At 49.1% G+C, this 14,532-nt stretch carries 21 protein-coding genes and 2 pseudogenes; 8 read left to right on the top strand and 15 right to left on the bottom strand.

The annotated features are described in order from the left end of the window. A pseudogene (locus AC0CW1_RS16600) lies at nucleotides 1-258 on the bottom strand (transposase); the annotation flags it as partial. Nucleotides 259-394: 136 nt separating this feature from the next. Here AC0CW1_RS16600 and AC0CW1_RS16595 point away from each other — a divergent pair. From AC0CW1_RS16595 to AC0CW1_RS16585, 3 genes and pseudogenes are all read left to right on the top strand, one after another. Continuing rightward, nucleotides 395-946, top strand: a pseudogene (locus AC0CW1_RS16595) (ABC transporter ATP-binding protein); the annotation flags it as partial. 9 nt (nucleotides 947-955) lie between these two features. After that, the gene (locus AC0CW1_RS16590) at nucleotides 956-1,831 is read left to right on the top strand and encodes a response regulator (protein WP_488184185.1); all 876 of its coding nucleotides are present in this window, start codon (nucleotides 956-958) and stop codon (nucleotides 1,829-1,831) included. A 183-nt stretch (nucleotides 1,832-2,014) separates the two neighbouring features. After that, nucleotides 2,015-2,497, top strand: coding sequence for a hypothetical protein (locus AC0CW1_RS16585; protein ID WP_488184094.1), 483 nt, complete (start codon nucleotides 2,015-2,017; stop codon nucleotides 2,495-2,497). Nucleotides 2,498-2,636: 139 nt separating this feature from the next. Here AC0CW1_RS16585 and AC0CW1_RS16580 read toward each other — a convergent pair whose 3' ends face one another. From AC0CW1_RS16580 to AC0CW1_RS16530, 11 genes are all read right to left on the bottom strand, one after another. Beyond that, nucleotides 2,637-2,906, bottom strand: coding sequence for a hypothetical protein (locus AC0CW1_RS16580; protein WP_488184093.1), 270 nt, complete (start codon nucleotides 2,904-2,906; stop codon nucleotides 2,637-2,639). Between the two features lie 13 nt (nucleotides 2,907-2,919). Then, nucleotides 2,920-3,252: a hypothetical protein gene (locus AC0CW1_RS16575; protein WP_488184092.1), complete on the bottom strand. Its 333-nt coding sequence runs from the start codon at nucleotides 3,250-3,252 to the stop codon at nucleotides 2,920-2,922. A 117-nt stretch (nucleotides 3,253-3,369) separates the two neighbouring features. Beyond that, a complete protein-coding gene (locus AC0CW1_RS16570; protein ID WP_488184091.1) occupies nucleotides 3,370-3,762 on the bottom strand; it encodes a hypothetical protein in 393 nt (130 codons plus the stop codon). Nucleotides 3,763-3,779: 17 nt separating this feature from the next. Next, nucleotides 3,780-4,163 (bottom strand): hypothetical protein, encoded by a 384-nt coding sequence (locus tag AC0CW1_RS16565; protein WP_488184090.1) that lies wholly within the window; start codon nucleotides 4,161-4,163, stop codon nucleotides 3,780-3,782. 74 nt (nucleotides 4,164-4,237) lie between these two features. Further along, nucleotides 4,238-5,149 carry a DUF5131 family protein gene (locus tag AC0CW1_RS16560; RefSeq protein WP_488184089.1) on the bottom strand — a complete coding sequence of 304 codons (912 nt, stop codon included), beginning with the start codon at nucleotides 5,147-5,149 and terminating at the stop codon, nucleotides 4,238-4,240. Then, the gene (locus AC0CW1_RS16555) at nucleotides 5,146-5,379 is read right to left on the bottom strand and encodes a hypothetical protein (RefSeq protein ID WP_041312981.1); all 234 of its coding nucleotides are present in this window, start codon (nucleotides 5,377-5,379) and stop codon (nucleotides 5,146-5,148) included. The genes AC0CW1_RS16560 and AC0CW1_RS16555 overlap by 4 nt, the downstream gene beginning before the upstream one ends. 86 nt (nucleotides 5,380-5,465) lie before the next feature. After that, a complete protein-coding gene (locus AC0CW1_RS16550) occupies nucleotides 5,466-5,675 on the bottom strand; it encodes a hypothetical protein (protein ID WP_488184088.1) in 210 nt (69 codons plus the stop codon). A 91-nt stretch (nucleotides 5,676-5,766) separates the two neighbouring features. After that, entirely contained in the window at nucleotides 5,767-5,988 is a 222-nt protein-coding gene (locus tag AC0CW1_RS16545; RefSeq protein WP_488184087.1) for a YdbC family protein, read from the bottom strand. Between the two features lie 95 nt (nucleotides 5,989-6,083). Continuing rightward, entirely contained in the window at nucleotides 6,084-6,347 is a 264-nt protein-coding gene (locus AC0CW1_RS16540) for a hypothetical protein (protein WP_488184086.1), read from the bottom strand. A gap of 49 nt (nucleotides 6,348-6,396) precedes the next feature. Further along, the gene (locus tag AC0CW1_RS16535) at nucleotides 6,397-6,750 is read right to left on the bottom strand and encodes a hypothetical protein (protein WP_488184085.1); all 354 of its coding nucleotides are present in this window, start codon (nucleotides 6,748-6,750) and stop codon (nucleotides 6,397-6,399) included. Then, entirely contained in the window at nucleotides 6,747-6,941 is a 195-nt protein-coding gene (locus AC0CW1_RS16530; RefSeq protein WP_488184084.1) for a DUF3873 family protein, read from the bottom strand. The genes AC0CW1_RS16535 and AC0CW1_RS16530 overlap by 4 nt, the downstream gene beginning before the upstream one ends. Nucleotides 6,942-7,102: 161 nt before the next feature. Between AC0CW1_RS16530 and AC0CW1_RS16525 the strand changes: the two genes are divergently transcribed. Together AC0CW1_RS16525 and AC0CW1_RS16520 are read left to right on the top strand one after the other, a co-directional pair. Then, complete coding sequence (locus AC0CW1_RS16525; RefSeq protein ID WP_012281217.1) at nucleotides 7,103-7,318, top strand: helix-turn-helix domain-containing protein; 216 nt, start codon at nucleotides 7,103-7,105, stop codon at nucleotides 7,316-7,318. A 211-nt stretch (nucleotides 7,319-7,529) separates the two neighbouring features. Next, nucleotides 7,530-8,285, top strand: a complete 756-nt coding sequence (locus tag AC0CW1_RS16520; protein ID WP_488184083.1) for a Fic family protein — start codon at nucleotides 7,530-7,532, stop codon at nucleotides 8,283-8,285. A gap of 129 nt (nucleotides 8,286-8,414) precedes the next feature. Here AC0CW1_RS16520 and AC0CW1_RS16515 read toward each other — a convergent pair whose 3' ends face one another. Continuing rightward, entirely contained in the window at nucleotides 8,415-8,684 is a 270-nt protein-coding gene (locus tag AC0CW1_RS16515; RefSeq protein ID WP_488184082.1) for a hypothetical protein, read from the bottom strand. Between the two features lie 159 nt (nucleotides 8,685-8,843). Here AC0CW1_RS16515 and AC0CW1_RS16510 point away from each other — a divergent pair, with 159 nt between their 5' ends. From AC0CW1_RS16510 to AC0CW1_RS16500, 3 genes are read left to right on the top strand one after another with little or no spacing between them, the layout of a single operon-like run. Continuing rightward, nucleotides 8,844-9,179 carry a DUF6431 domain-containing protein gene (locus AC0CW1_RS16510; RefSeq protein WP_488184081.1) on the top strand — a complete coding sequence of 112 codons (336 nt, stop codon included), beginning with the start codon at nucleotides 8,844-8,846 and terminating at the stop codon, nucleotides 9,177-9,179. A gap of 47 nt (nucleotides 9,180-9,226) precedes the next feature. Next, nucleotides 9,227-9,766: a hypothetical protein gene (locus tag AC0CW1_RS16505; RefSeq protein ID WP_488184080.1), complete on the top strand. Its 540-nt coding sequence runs from the start codon at nucleotides 9,227-9,229 to the stop codon at nucleotides 9,764-9,766. Next, nucleotides 9,763-10,302 carry a hypothetical protein gene (locus tag AC0CW1_RS16500; protein WP_488184079.1) on the top strand — a complete coding sequence of 180 codons (540 nt, stop codon included), beginning with the start codon at nucleotides 9,763-9,765 and terminating at the stop codon, nucleotides 10,300-10,302. Before AC0CW1_RS16505 ends, AC0CW1_RS16500 begins: the two co-directional genes overlap by 4 nt. 333 nt (nucleotides 10,303-10,635) lie before the next feature. On the opposite strand, the gene AC0CW1_RS16495 is transcribed toward AC0CW1_RS16500, so the two are convergent. After that, on the bottom strand, nucleotides 10,636-11,139 hold the full coding sequence (locus tag AC0CW1_RS16495) for a hypothetical protein (RefSeq protein ID WP_488184078.1): 504 nt from the start codon (nucleotides 11,137-11,139) through the stop codon (nucleotides 10,636-10,638). Next, a complete protein-coding gene (locus AC0CW1_RS16490) occupies nucleotides 11,136-14,447 on the bottom strand; it encodes a tape measure protein (protein ID WP_488184077.1) in 3,312 nt (1,103 codons plus the stop codon). The genes AC0CW1_RS16495 and AC0CW1_RS16490 overlap by 4 nt, the downstream gene beginning before the upstream one ends. Between the last annotated feature and the right edge of the window lie 85 nt (nucleotides 14,448-14,532).

The raw sequence follows: 14,532 nt of genomic DNA, 5'->3' as shown, positions 1-14,532 counted from the left end.
GGTTTTCCGCCAACGGTCCATCTGCTCCATACTCTCCATACTGAAAAAGGCGCCAAAAAAAGCGACGGTAAAAATGGCTGGGGCTTTGATACGGGGTTGCTTGCGACCATCCTTTGCTTGACGAACCATCTGCGAAAAGCCATGTACCTTTGAGGCGTACTGCGTAAAAAGTTGGACTTGTCGGCCCGCTTTTTTTCCACCAGGTGTTCTACAGAGGATTACTTGTGGTTTTGTAGGTGGCTGTGCTACACTTTGCATTGAGGATTCCTCCTTTGTGCAGTGTTTTGCGTTGCAACAACTCACTTCGACAAAGGGATTAGGAATCCTTGGAGAAAAAGAGCGATAGCAAATACAATTAAATCAGAGCATTAAGCGTGAAAGAGAGAGAATGGTCATGGAAATATTAAGAGTGGAAAATTTAAGCAAAATATACGGTAAGGGAGAAAATCATGTTGAGGCACTTAAAAATGTGAGTTTTTCAGTAAATAAAGGCGAGTTTGTCGCAATTGTGGGAGCTTCGGGTTCAGGCAAGAGTACCCTTCTTCATCTCTTAGGTGGACTAGATAGACCTACTGGGGGAAGGGTAGTTATTGATGGTGAAAGCATATATGACTATAACGAAGACAAGCTTGCAATTTTCAGAAGAAGAAAAATCGGCTTTGTATTTCAATTCTTTAACCTGATTCCGGTCTTGGATGTAGAAGAAAATATTTCGCTTCCGGCATTATTGGATAACGACAAGGTTGATGTGAAATATTTAACAGAAATTCTCGAACTGCTAGGATTATCAGGAAGAAGAAAGCATTTGCCTTCAGAACTTTCAGGTGGACAACAACAAAGGGTATCGATAGGTAGAGCACTGCTAAATAAACCTTCAATTATACTTGCAGATGAGCCTACAGGCAATCTTGACAGCAAGAACACGAAAGAAGTTATCGATTTATTGTTAAGTCGTATGCTTCTGAGTACTCGCATTGAGGTAAAAGTGACTTGTGATACGGATGGAAACGACCATGTTTATGTCGACCCCGTTCAGGTTCAACAGTTAATGTTGAACTTATGCAGCAATGCTGATTATGCGATGCGGCATCAAGGGAGCCTATTGGAGATATCCCTTTCAGAAATCTTGTTAGATGAATCGCTTGCGACAGACATGCGTATAAGGCCAGGAAAATATTTCAGACTTAACGTCAGAGACAATGGCATCGGTATGGATAGTTGGGTGAAAGAAAAAATATTTGATCCCTTTTTTACAACGAAAAAGGCAGGGGAAGGCAATGGTCTCGGATTAGCCGTTGTGCATGGTATCGTATTGGAGCATGACGGCGCTGTATTCGTCGACTCAGAACCCGGCAAAGGCACCCTTTTTTCAATTTACATTCCGAAGCTTGAAACCGATCAGAGGAGGGATTTAAACGTCGGCATAAGTCATCAGAATGAAAGAAAGGAAAGCATAACCATTCTATTTGTGGACGATGAGCCTTTGCTTGCGGAACTGAATAAGCAGTTGTTAGAGAGTCTGGGATATTCTGTAGAAGCTTGTACAAATCCGAGAGAAGCCCTAGAAATGATTCGTATGTCACCGAATCATTTCGATTTAATCATCACCGATCAAACCATGCCGGAAATGACAGGAAATGTCTTCGTGCAGGAGATGTCGAAAATTAATCCCAAAATTCCTTTCATCATGTGTTCAGGATATAGTCAAGCAATGAGTTTCGATGAGGGTTTGAAAGATAGGATAAGAGAATATCTGACAAAACCACTACTTAAAGCCGAACTGGAAAAAGCCGTCCAGCGAGTTCTTGTTAATTCATACAAAGACGACTAATCTGTTGTCTTGGACACGAATCGCTCATGGTTCAAAAGAAAACCGCCTAAGGGAAAGGCGGTTTTCTTATTGCCAAGAATATTGACACTTCCAGCATCGGATTGTAATATATAGGTAACAAAATATAGTCATTTATATAGAGAGAAAGAAACTGATAAAGCGGTCCTAATGAGGGATGAGGGATTGGTTGCGATGATCAAATATAAAAGAAGTCCTAGAGAATATAAAGGGGTGCTTCAGCATCTAATCAAATTACTTGGTGACCATTGTTATATCATTGATCAAGACGGTCTGATTATTGAAAAGCTGCCTGATTTACGAGATTCAGACACCCTGCTAATTCCCTCAGTTGTTAGAAGTCTTAAAGAATGGTTACCTTCGGAGTCTTTACAGTTGTTGCAGAACGCAATTAAGCAAGTAATAGCAACAAAGAAAACACAAATAGTAGAGATGGATATTCTCGGACACTTAGATAAGTCTACGTATAAGGTGAATTTATATTTTTTAAAATATAATAAAATATTATGTTCATTTCATAATATTACAGAATGCGCAATCAAGGAGTCGAAAATCAAACGACAAAATGAATATTTAAAATTACTACATAGAACAGCTGTCGAAATTATTGGATTGGGATTAATGCGGGAAGAAAAAAGGTGGCTATGATTTCCGCAATCAAGCGAAAAAACATAACCACCTCTTCGTTACCGTATATGTCTAAAGCTCATCACGCAATGGTTGTAATGCTTTTCCCCTTACTCCCACTCTATCACTTGAATTTGACTTGAGGTTTTTTCCCTTGATTTCAGTTATTTCTATTGCCTGTATTATTAATTTTATCAGTATTTTTTGGGTTTAGGAATATTTTGTTGCCATTCTGCTGCCACGGCTTGGGGTTGAATTCTGGCTCGTCCTTGATTTTTATCCCCCAGCTTTTCAGGATGGCAACAGTGTCCTCGTGAGCCTGTTTCTGCTTCTCCTCGGATAACTCCTTGTGTCCGATTACCTCGCCCATGAGCGGCTCGTGCCAGCGCGGGTGCGAGAATGGCTTGTCGTATCGTTTCTCCTCACTCATGCCTTTACCCTCCTCAAACACCGAACTCCTTCCGATACCATTCATGGAGATCGTCCGTGGTTTTTATTTTAGTCGCCAAGGTTTCTCCTCCCCCGACCATCTTATAATGCTCGCGCCGGAACTCCTCAATCGTCAGCACATCAAACCGCCATTCGCCCGGCATGTAACCTGTGGACGTGAAGATGAATCCATTCTCGTCTTCCGCTGTAACCTTGCCGGGTATTTCGTGGCCTCTGATGGTATCGTCAAATCGGAGCGTCTCACCGTGAACATGTACATCGAGGGCCAGTCCGGCGCACGCGGTCTCGCCTGGGAGCGTATAAAAATAAACTGCACGTCTGTCCATAGTCTGGCACCTCCTGTTTCTTAATAAGCACCAGGTACCGTACAAATACCGTGCTTTCATGGTGCCCTTTCGGTACCTGCACAGTGCCCATATTATGCTTATTATACAACAGCCTTTTTAATCGTTAAACTGCCTATCAAAGTACCGCTGATATCCGGCTCGGTTACTATAAACGTCCGGGTTCTGGTGGTAAGTGATATCTGCCACCTGGATGAAGCTGCTGTCCTCCGCCTGGTACCGGGTGATAAGACCAGCATTGTGAAGCTCCTGCAGCATACCATCTACCTGGCCGGTGGTCACATCGTCGTATCCCAGGATTGCCTTTTTAATCGCTCTTGGCCTGTCCTGCAGGCGCCCTTTCCTGTCTGCTTGGCACCATAACCCTATGAATAAAAAGCGGGTAAGGGGCGGAAGGTTGCCCAGGGTGTCATTATTGTAAAATGGCGGGCTTATTCTGCGTATTTTTGCCATCTGCCTTTGAAACTCCGGGGAAATTTGCGTTTTGCTCATTATGGTCGGGCCTCCTTTCAAATCCATGTTTCTATGATTACCGGGTCGTCCGCTTCCTGGCGCGGTGTGATTGCCATCCACTCCGGCTTTATACTTCTAACTTCTTCCAAGGTATCTGCTAATACCACTATGTCTGTTGGTTTAGCTGATGGCCGTTTTACATCCCAAAGCCTGGCAACGTATTTGTCAGGGTAATCTGCAGGGTTCTTGTAGACGCAAATCAGCGGGAGGGTGACTGCAGCAAGAGCTTTATTAATTCGGTGTTTGCTGAAATTAATTACTTCGCCGCCGCTCTCATACGCTGGAATGCGTTTGTCGGTGGGCCTTGTTACCTCTAAATGTCTCATCAATTTATAAGAAACATTCTTGTTTTCTATGATATCCTCGTTTTTTAGAATCATCTTTCTTCCTCCTCTCCTCGAAGCGGGCACCATGGCGGGCTGGTTCTGACGTATCTTCCCGGAATCGCTTTCCTTTACTCATCCCCGTTCACGCAGAAGTGGTTCATGATGGTCTTGCCATGTCGCTCGTTATAATGGCGCTCTGTGGCCCTGTGGTGCTCGCAGTCGCTGCAGTGGGGGATTGGCTTGTCCTCTGGCCGGCTTAATGCCGCAGGAAGCTCTTGAATTAATTCCTCGCCCCAGATTTCCTCCAGCTCCTTGCTGTGCTTCATCATCACCGGGATTCCGGCGGCTCGTGCCGTCTGGACGATTGCCTCTATCCATTCCCGCTTCGGCTTCACCTTGCCTCTCCTGCTGCCGGTCTCGGCTCCGACAATAATCCAATCCATGAATGTGAGGTCTTCGATGTCTATCGCCTCCATGACCGGCTCTATGCTGATGAATTGGTTATGCTGCTTCCGGGGGAGGTATACTATCCGGTCGAGGTCGGCGCTCCTGGTGACGGTCGTCCCGTACCAGAAGTTTCTGGAACGGGGGAGTTGGCCGGCGGAGCTCATCTGTTCATACCTTCCCGGATATCTCGTCAAGAAGAGGTAATTGTGCCATGGTGCTGCCTCGCATGCCTCAAATACCTCAATAATCCACTTTTCGGGTATCCATGGCGCCATCAGGTCGGACAAGCTGCAGGTGAGGATGTTTGCCGCTTTCTTTTTCTGCTTCGGTGAGGCCAGCCGGTACCCGTGAAGTGTCGGCACAAATCCGACCGGGCATGGTATCACCTTGCCGCTCTGATTCTTGAAGGGCTTCTCCAGGATGTAGAGGCCATTCTCGTCCCTCTGAAGCTGACCAGAACCTCGGTTTATTCTCACATCCCCGGAGAAGCGCTTTGCCTGTTTAGCGGCGTAGCAGTATTCGCACCCTGTCCGGCACCCGGTGACCGGATTCCATGAGAAGTCGCAGTATTCTATCTCGCTCTTGTTCATCATCTTGGGGTTCCTCCTGTGGCCGCATGCCGCTGGCCCTGCTTTGCTATTGCGGCTCCCTCTTTGCGGAGCGTTTCCGCCTCCTCTGGTGTCCTGGCGGTGATTATAACTCCTATAACCCCTGCAGCCAGTTCTCTGCTTGCGTATGCCGGGGTTTCATCCTCATCTATTGTGATGAAATACCGGAGCTTGGGTTGCTTTGTTTTTGCTGGAAAATTAATTATTTCTGCCATGCTTATCTATCCTCCCTATTCTTCACTGCCGCCTTGGAGCCGGTCGATTTGTTTCCTGGCTGTCAGCGCGAGTGTATTTGTTCATCTCAATAAAAACTTCGGTATGTCTGCTCGGCCTCTTCCTCGGTGTGGAAGTCCATCTGTTCGTTCATGAGGGCTTCCAGCACCTTGATGGTATCGTGGTCGAGCCCGGCCTGTTTGGCCGCTCTTATCATGTATCCGATTGCCGCTGCGTTGGTCATCGTCTCTCTCCTTTCCAGATTGTCAAAGAACAATTTATGTGAAAGGGGCGCCATCTTTCCCCCTCTGGCGGCGGGTTCCCGCGACCATCCCGGCATGTGCCGGTAGGTTTCGGCCTGGCCCCTCCAGGCTCTCATTCAGGCGGGGTTATAGATCGATGGAGTTCAGAACCGTGCGCAACTTGAGCAATTCATCCTTTGTGAGGGTAATACCCTTGCCCATCTTCTCGTGGGTTTCGTTCCAGTCCCGCAGGTCGTACTTGGCCTCGCGACCATTCCAGCTAACCAGGTTCAGCTCCTTAGTCCAGCCCTTCGCGCTCTCCGACAGGACGCCCAGGCCCTCTTTGATTTCGTACTTGATTTCTGGCATACTCATTACCTCCTCATCGTTTACCCGGTATTCCCAGGTTGAGCGGCCCGGATTGCTCCGGGGCGACGGCTTGCACGTCGCTGGCCTAGCCCTGGTTATGGCAAGAGGGGAAAGATTTTATCTTCGCTGCACGGGGCATTGTCGATGATGTCCTTGATTTTCTCCAGCCGTTTATTCGCTTTTTCCCACCAGGTGGCATTTGCCGCCATGTTCGGGAATCTCAACATCCCGTTCTCGTCCTTTTCCTCGCCCAACTCCCGGCAAGCTTCCATTTCGCCTTTGCGGTAGTTGGTGGTCATCGTGATGTAGATGACCAGGAGGTTCGCCTGTTCGCCGGTTAAGTGGATGGTCTTCGGCATGTGCATTCTCCTTTCTGCCGGGATTAGCCGCCCGGCTCGGCATGTTGTTCTAATATCCGAGCTTGTCGGAAAGTTGGTATGCTGCCCAATCGAGGGATTTCCTGATGTCCTCCCAATAATCGCGGTTGAGGTTGAACTTCTTCTGCATCTCCTCGGCCTTCAGCATTTCCTTTTTGGCCTGCTGCATAAGCTCTGCAGCCTTGAGAGCCTTTGCCTCTGCTTCGCGCTCCATGCGCTCGGCCTTCTCCGTCATGGTGCAGCCCCAGTCGTTCTCGATGTTCTGTTCGGCCAGCTCGAAAGCTCCGGTGAAGGCTGCGGCCAGGTAGCTGTTTTCGCCGAGTTCGGCGACCATCTGCTTGATTTTCTCCAAAGTCTTGCGTTCCTGTTCCTTCGTGGCTATCATTGCTGTGCCTCCTTCTTGGCTATCCAGTTTTCCTTCGCTTGCCTGCAGGCTTCCAGGGTGGGTTTAACGCAGGAGAACAATTCTCCATCTGTGTGCCGGTAGTCGTATTGAACTGCCGTCTTCCTGGTGATGTTGCTCTTGAAGGTTTCATGCTGCTCTTGGCCGTTGGCCAGGTTTCTTGGATTTAACATTTCGCTCTCTCCTATTCCTTGTATATGTTCTTGTTTATAATATAAACATTGATGTTTATGCAGTCAATTCATTTTTTAACGTTTCTCAATAAAAGAGAAATATTAACGTTGATTTACTAAATGGTTTCGTTTATAATGAGAATATTGGAAGGAGTGGTGATATGTCAGTATCCGAACAGCTTAAAATACTGTGTGTCAAGCTCGGGATAAGCGTTTCCGAACTCGGACGAATATCAGGGAAAAGCCCGCAAGCTTTCAGCCAGAAAATGAAACGGGAGAGTTTTACTGTCGACGAATTGAAGCAAATTGCGGAGGCCGCTGGTTGCCGATATGAGGGAGCCTTCATTACGCCTTCCGGCGAGAAGGTCACGTACTGAAAAAGGGGGGTTGTCCTATGAAGGTGGAGAAAAGTTCTTACACGTGCACAGCTTGCGGTAAAAATTTCGGCATATCTATTTCGAATGCCGGTTATCCGGGCGGAAAAGACCGCGAAAGCATAAACTGCCCTTGGTGCGGTACGGAAAATGGCACAATTATAACCAGCGGGATTATTACCTCGTGTCGAGAGGAAAAAGGCGGTGATAGCCGGTGACCATATATGAAAAAATCGACCGCTGCCACAAGGCAATAAGCGAGGTTCGCCCCTTCGAGGGGCATATGCTGAAGCAGTTGAAGGACTATTACCGCATCGGGCTCACATGGTCGAGCAATGCCATCGAGGGAAATACCCTCACCATCAGCGAGACAAAGGTGGTGCTTGAGGACGGTCTAACCATCGGGGGCAGGCCGCTCCGGGATTTCTATGAGACGGTGGGCCACGGCCAAGCCTATGATTTCATGTTTACCCTGATTGGGGAGCGGCGCATAACGGTGGAGGACATTAAAACCATGCATCGCCTGTTCTACAAAAGCATTGACGAGGCAAACGCCGGCACATGGAGGAAGGAAAGCGTTATCGTCTCCGGCACTGATTATGCGTTCCCCAGGCCACAGGAGATTGAGGGGCAAATGCGGAAACTGGAGAAATGGGTAAAGGCCGAGCGGAAAAATTACCATCCCGTAACCTTTGCCGCGCTGCTGCACCTGAAGTTTGTGTCAATCCACCCGTTCATCGATGGCAACGGCAGAACAAGCCGTCTTATCATGAATTTGGCGCTGATACAAGACGGTTATCAGTTGGCAATTATTCCTCCTGTGCTCCGGCCAGAATATAACGACACCATCCGGCAGTATCAGAACAAGGGCAAGTCTGAGCCGTTCTGTGAATTCATTGCCGAGCGGGTGTATGAAACGCAGAAGGAAATCATGCGGCTGCTGCACATTCCGTTTCCCGAGCTGTCATAAAACGAGAGCGGGTATCCCAACACAGGAATCCCGCTCTTTCTTCATTAAAGCCGTCCTGGGCCTGCTTGGCTCGTGGCGGCTTTTGCTATTATATTCTGCACGAAGGCGCCTGCAATCTGGCGCCGACGTTTAATACTCGCTGGGGAATAGAATCGTCGTCGCCGACCTGTCCCATTCGGTTATAATCCAGATTTTCCCCTTGCTGGTCAGGTACTCAGCCATTACCCGGTCTCCACTTTCAACCGCCCGATCGTTCAGGGCCTTATCCTCTTGGCAGAGGACGCCCCAATCGTGGCGCTGGTACCTGCCAAAGGCTGCAGCAATCTCCCGAGCAAATGCCAGGTCGCTCTCCATCTCTTCCGCTATGCCTCGGGTTGCCACAAGTCTGCCGTATTTCATCGTGCTCGCCCCTTTCCGTTATGGTTTAAGTCCATGGTACCGCGCCGGGTCGCCGATGGTTAAGGCGTACTGGGTGGGTAATTTCCTGGCTTTTGGGCCGCCGCTCCGAGAGCGCTGGCGTCAATCTTGACGTTCATCGAGCAAGGAGGTGGCTTGCCCATGATTACCGCCACCCGTTACACAGTGGAGTATGACGAAGCCCGGAGCGTTTATAGAATCCGAAATATGGAGGCGCCGGTTTGTCCGCAGTGTGGCCTGCTGCTCTCCGGGTATGATACAAAAAAGCGACATGTAATCGACAGCTCCGGGGCAGTCCGCTGGTTCCTGCTGCGTCGCCTCAGCTGCCCTGGCTGCGGTAAGCTGCACATCGAACTTCCCGACTTCATGCAGCCAAAGAAGCATTATGAGGCCCAGTTGATTAAGGACGTATTGGCCGGCCACTCTGATTCCTGCCCGGCGGACGACTCGACAATCCGACGATGGAAGAAAAAATAATACCCACCCGGTTTGCCTCCACGGTATGGAGAGGGGCATGGTATCCTGTGCTTGTACATACGTGGGGAGGTGATCTTATTAGTAAAAATTATATTTTTGGAGTTGCTGCTACGGTGCTTCTTACTGCTACTCTTGTTATTACTGGCGTGCTGGTTGGTTCTAACCTCTCGGCAGGTAACGGCGGCGCCAGCAGTCCTGTTGTTCCCCCGGTGACCGCTACCAATGCGGCCAAGAAAGCGGGGGCGTCGGCAGCTGTATCGCCTGTCAGTTCTTCGCAATCTATCGCAATCCCTGGCTTTGAAAAAATGGTCATGAAAGCCGGGCAGACGAGGCAGACGGTTAAGCTCTATAATCCGGAGACGAATGCCTGTTATTTTATGATCTCTCTCAGTTTATCTGACGGGACTCCGCTTTACCGTTCTGGCATGATTAAACCTGGGCAGGTGGTTGACGTTATTGAAATTTCCCGCTCCCTGCAGGCGGGTACTTATGAAAACGCCATCCTTCAGTATGACTGCTACAGCTCTGATGGCTTACAGCAACTGAACGGCGCACAATCTGTCTTTAATTTGGAGGTGGTACCATGAAAAAAAGATTAATTTCTGTTTTGCTCATACTCGTGTTGGTGTGCAGTTTAATACCATTGGAAGCATTTGCAAGCCCGTCATCTGTGGACATGACAGTCACCTATACTTATACCCAGACCACCCCGACTTTTACCCCTGAATATACGATTAATATTCCGGCCTCTTTTTCTATCAACGATGGGGAAAAATTCGTTTTTACAGCTGACAAAATGAATATAGGTGACGGAAAAAAGCTCAAAGTAATGATTGATACAACATATGAAAACGGTGGCAATTTTCAGCTGTATAAACTGTATAAAGATAAAGGGACGCCAGATGAGGTGCGGATACCATGCATGATTATGGTTTCAAATCCTTCCGAAAGTATAGGATGGACGGGGTATTCTGGCTTAAATACTATCGTTGCATGGTTTGAGAACGGAAATACGACTCCTAAAGGTGCCGGAGCTATAAAAATAGTCCCCAATGTTTCCAATAATCCGCCGTCTGGAACGTACACTGGAACGCTAACCTTTAAATTTGAGGTCTATGAATAGTCGATGTCTTTAAATCTTGTCATTCCATAATACAAAGCAAAGCTCTGGATTTTCCAGGGCTTTTTGATTGTTAGCCATATCTGCCTGCGTAGCGCCTCCACATTCGCTCCATTTTGGTGTGTTTTCCTTTGCCCTTGTGATTACCTTACCAGCAGTTAAATTGGCCTGTACGCGCCGCACAGGGCGTCCAGGGAGGGGTGTTTTTCCTGCCCCGTATTTGCCCTGTTTCTGCCCCAGTAAAAAGGGGCAGCTTTTGCCCAAAGTCCCGTGTAAAAAAATAGAGCGGATGAGGTTCCGCCCTATGAGTTTGCCGTTCTCAGCTTAGCTGAAGCTCTATCTGTACGGTTCTTTGAAAATGCGCCTGATGCGTGGCTTTGCCCTCTCGATGATAGGCTCCTCGAACGGGCGCGGGGCTATTCGCCCGTCTTTTGTTCCATCATTTAGCCATGGCGCATACTTCACATCGGTGGTAATTGCCGACCTTACGGTCAGACCGCTTCCCGTGTTTTCAGACTCAGTTCTTGGCCTCCAGCTTTGGCGCAGGTTGCCGCTGCGCACCGCCGGCGGCTCTCCTGGTGCAGAAGCTCGGTACAACTGCCCGCCCCGCAAGTTATGACCGTAGTCATTGAGCAATGCTTTTGTCTGTTTGGTCATTCTCTTGCCATATGTGCCAGGCTTTTTATAAACCCTGCCGCTTCGTTGTCCCCGCAGGACAGTGAGCGCCGCGTTGCGGAGCTCGTTGGATGCTCTGAAGGCCCTTGATTTTACTTCCCATGTTATTTTCTGTACCGCATCATCTACTGCGCTTTTTATAGCTTCTTTTGTGTCAATTTTCAAGCCCCGGCCCCTCCTTTCACCGGCATATTTGCGAAAATGCGGGTTAGTCTTTCTGCGAGCTCGTCACCGATGTCGTCGGCCATCTCCCGAATGCGTCCCTTAATGATGGTCACGACGTTCTCCTCATCAAGGTTGTCCCCCTCAATGTGAAATGCGGGATGTACCTCGACTTTTTCCACCCTTGCCTGAATATACTGGGTCACGTTGCCGGTTCCTGCTCTGACCGGCACGGCGCTCGCTGTGGGAATATCACCTGCAATCCCGCCGTTTTCGTACGGTCGCACACCCAGCAGTTCTCCCGTCCGCCACCAAAGGTTGAGACCTCTTGCGCGTTTGCTTGGGCTTAATGGAATGATGCCCTCGGCTCCGTCCTCGGCCACAATGCCCATATGCGGTTTCGTCATGATGCCGCCCCATGCATGTTCCGCAATTTTGGAGCCGCCGCTTGAACCAGCTTCATATCCGGCTGAAAAACTGGATTTTACCTTGTCCCAGATATTGCTTGCCCAATCCCTGAAGCTGCCGAACCACCCAGTAACACTGTCCTTTAATGCCTTTGCGTATTCCGGTATTTTTTCGGTCACAAAGGTGCTCACGCTGCTCCACAGGTCAGTGAAAAACTCAGGAACTTTTTGTGTAAAGAACTCGTTTGCTTTGTTGAAAGCCCCCGTCGCCCATGTAGGTAAGGTCTCCGTGAAAAATCCATACACGGAATTCCACAGATTAGTGAAAAACGTCGGGACTGAAACGGTGAAGAAGTTTACCGCCGTGTTGTATGCCCCGTTCGCCCAGGCGGGGATTGTCTCGGTGAGAAAGTTCCCTACAGCTGTCCATAAGTCGTTCCATCCCTGCGGGAGCGTTACGGTGAAAAACTTCCCTATCGAACCGGTCGCATAGCCTATGGCATAAGGTATCTGCTCTGTCACGAAGTTTGGTATTGTTTCTGAGAAAAATCCACTGATGGATTCTCCCGCCTTTGTCCCAAACTCGGAAATTGCAGTCTTTACTTTTCCTCCCATTGAAGCTATTGCGTCTTTCTGGTCATACAGCCACTCGGTGAATGCTTCTCCGCCTATGGCACCTCCAATGCCGCCAACAATGCCACCGACAGCGGTTCCGATTGGCCCGCCTCCAAGGGTGCCAACCAATGCCCCGGCTCCAGCTCCAGCGCCTATGGCGCCTAACCAGCTTCCTACTTCCCCGGCAGCTTCTCTTCCTCTGTTTTCTGGCGCTGCAGAGGCAACAACCGCTCCGCTCGCTGTCAAACCAAGAAGCGTACCCAATATAGGTATTCCCTTGATGCCTTTTCCTGCAACTTTGCTCCCTGCTTTTAAGACATCATCGCCGCTTTTACCGAACCATCCTGCAATTTTACTGAATATGCCCGTCTTGCCGGCCACATCCCCTGCTTTGTCCGCTACTTTAGCTGCGTTTGCGACGTCCTTTGCGACAACAAACCCTTCTCTCGCGTTTGCGTAGTCTATCGCTTTAAGATTTTTCAGGTTTATCATGTTGTCAAGGTGCGACGCCGCCTTTTTAACGTCAACTCGGCCTTTTGCTACCGCTTTCTCGGCAGCCATAATCTTTCCGGACAATCCTTTTGGTATGTCGTCCCCAAATTTTGCCGCTTCTCGCTTCAGTTCCTTCAGCAGCCTCGCATTCTTTTCAAGGTCTGCCTGTTTAGCAGCCTTTAATGCTTCTGCGGTCTTTACGGCTTTCTCTGCCTCTTTCGAAGCGTTTGCAGCCGCCCTAAATGATTCTGCCGCATCCTTCAGGTTTTTGGTTGTTTTTGCTATATCAGCAACATCATCAGCGGCTCCTGCAGCTGCACCGGCGACCTTGGCTGCATCTGCTGCAGCATCTGCGGCTTTCGAGCCTTTACCGAATAACCACTTACCAGCTTTCCACAGGCCCTTGCCACCGGCTATAGCGGCTTTTCCTCCTTTGCCGACTATACCGAGCAATGTTCCTGCGCCAAGCATCCAGGCCATGCCGCCCAGAGCTGCAGCGCCACTCCAATTACCTTCCCTGGCTGCGTTTCCGGCCCCTTTCAAGGTTGCCCCCAGGGCTGTCATCCATGCCCGTCCCGCTATCTCGGCCATTTCAACAAAGACCTTCTCGACCTTTTTACCGCCCGCGCCTTGCAACCATTTGCTCGCTTCGTCCAGCCCGTACTCAATACCGTAAATGAGCTTGTCTCCCAGGCCCATATTCTTTAGCTCGCCCTGGTCAAACTTATCCAGGAATTCCTTGACGTCCTTATAAATTTGCTCCAGCTTTTCGCCTACTACCTTACCTGCATGTTCCAGCGAACCTGCAAAGCTATTGAACTTCTTGCCGGTCGGGTCAAGTTGAGCAGCCAAATCTTGCATGATGCGCATCACCGGCCCGCTCATCCCTCGTCCAAAGGCCCACAGGAACATTCGGCCCGTCTCCTTCAATGCGGATTCCAAGGCCAGAAGGTCGTCCTCCATATCTTTGGCCGGAAATCTCTTCTCCATGGTCTTTAGAATAGCCTCCATAGCCTCGTTGGCCGGTATGGCGGCATCCCCGAGATTCTTTGCGGCCTTGCCTGTCAGGCCCAGTTCCTCTATAACCCATTGAAGCGGGAGATTTAAGTTTTCTGTTACCTGTCGCAGCTCCTCCATCTGCAATGTTCCGACAGATGAAATCTGTTTAAATCCGTAAAAAGCCAATTCAATCTGCGACAGGCTGGCTCCGGTGTAATATGCGGTTTGTTCAAAGTCTTTTAGCGCCCTTTTGACGAATTCAATATTTTTACCGGCTGCAAGTAATTGGCCGGCGGTCTGCACCACAAACGGCACTTCATATAGCGGTGATTTGATGGCTTGATTGACTAACTCCTGAAAGGCTTTGGTTCCCTCTTCCGCTGAACCGGTAAAGAAATCAATCGATTTTTTGGCTCTATCCATCTCACCGCTCAGTTGGAGTCCTTTAAATCCGACAGCAGTCAGTCCGCCCCCGAGTATAACGCCTTGAAGAGATGTCGCAAAGTTCCATATGGACTTAAGCGGAGCAGTCGCCATATCAACCACTTTCATGGTGAAGCTGTAAGTTCTGCCAGCTATGCTGCGTGCCTTCGTGGAGACATGCCCTATGATGCTAGATGCTCTGTCTAAGGCTTCAAGAATAACCTGGTAGTGGGCTTTGTTCATCTCGTTCAGACGTTTTTGAGTTTTCTCGGTTACTTTATCAAATCCATTCCACTTTTTTGTGGCCTGGGAGATGCCAGGGTCTGTGTTGTCCCTGACATTTATGGGGATTTCAACTCTAAATGTCTCTCCCATAGTGTTCTCCCCCTTTCCGAATCATTTTTAATACTTAGTTTTAAGAACCAGGAAGGGCGGTGCTCTGACGTTGTAAAAACACCCA

The sequence above is a fragment of the Heliomicrobium sulfidophilum genome, from assembly GCF_057715735.1.
This window is presented reverse-complemented; position numbering and strand designations above follow the sequence as displayed.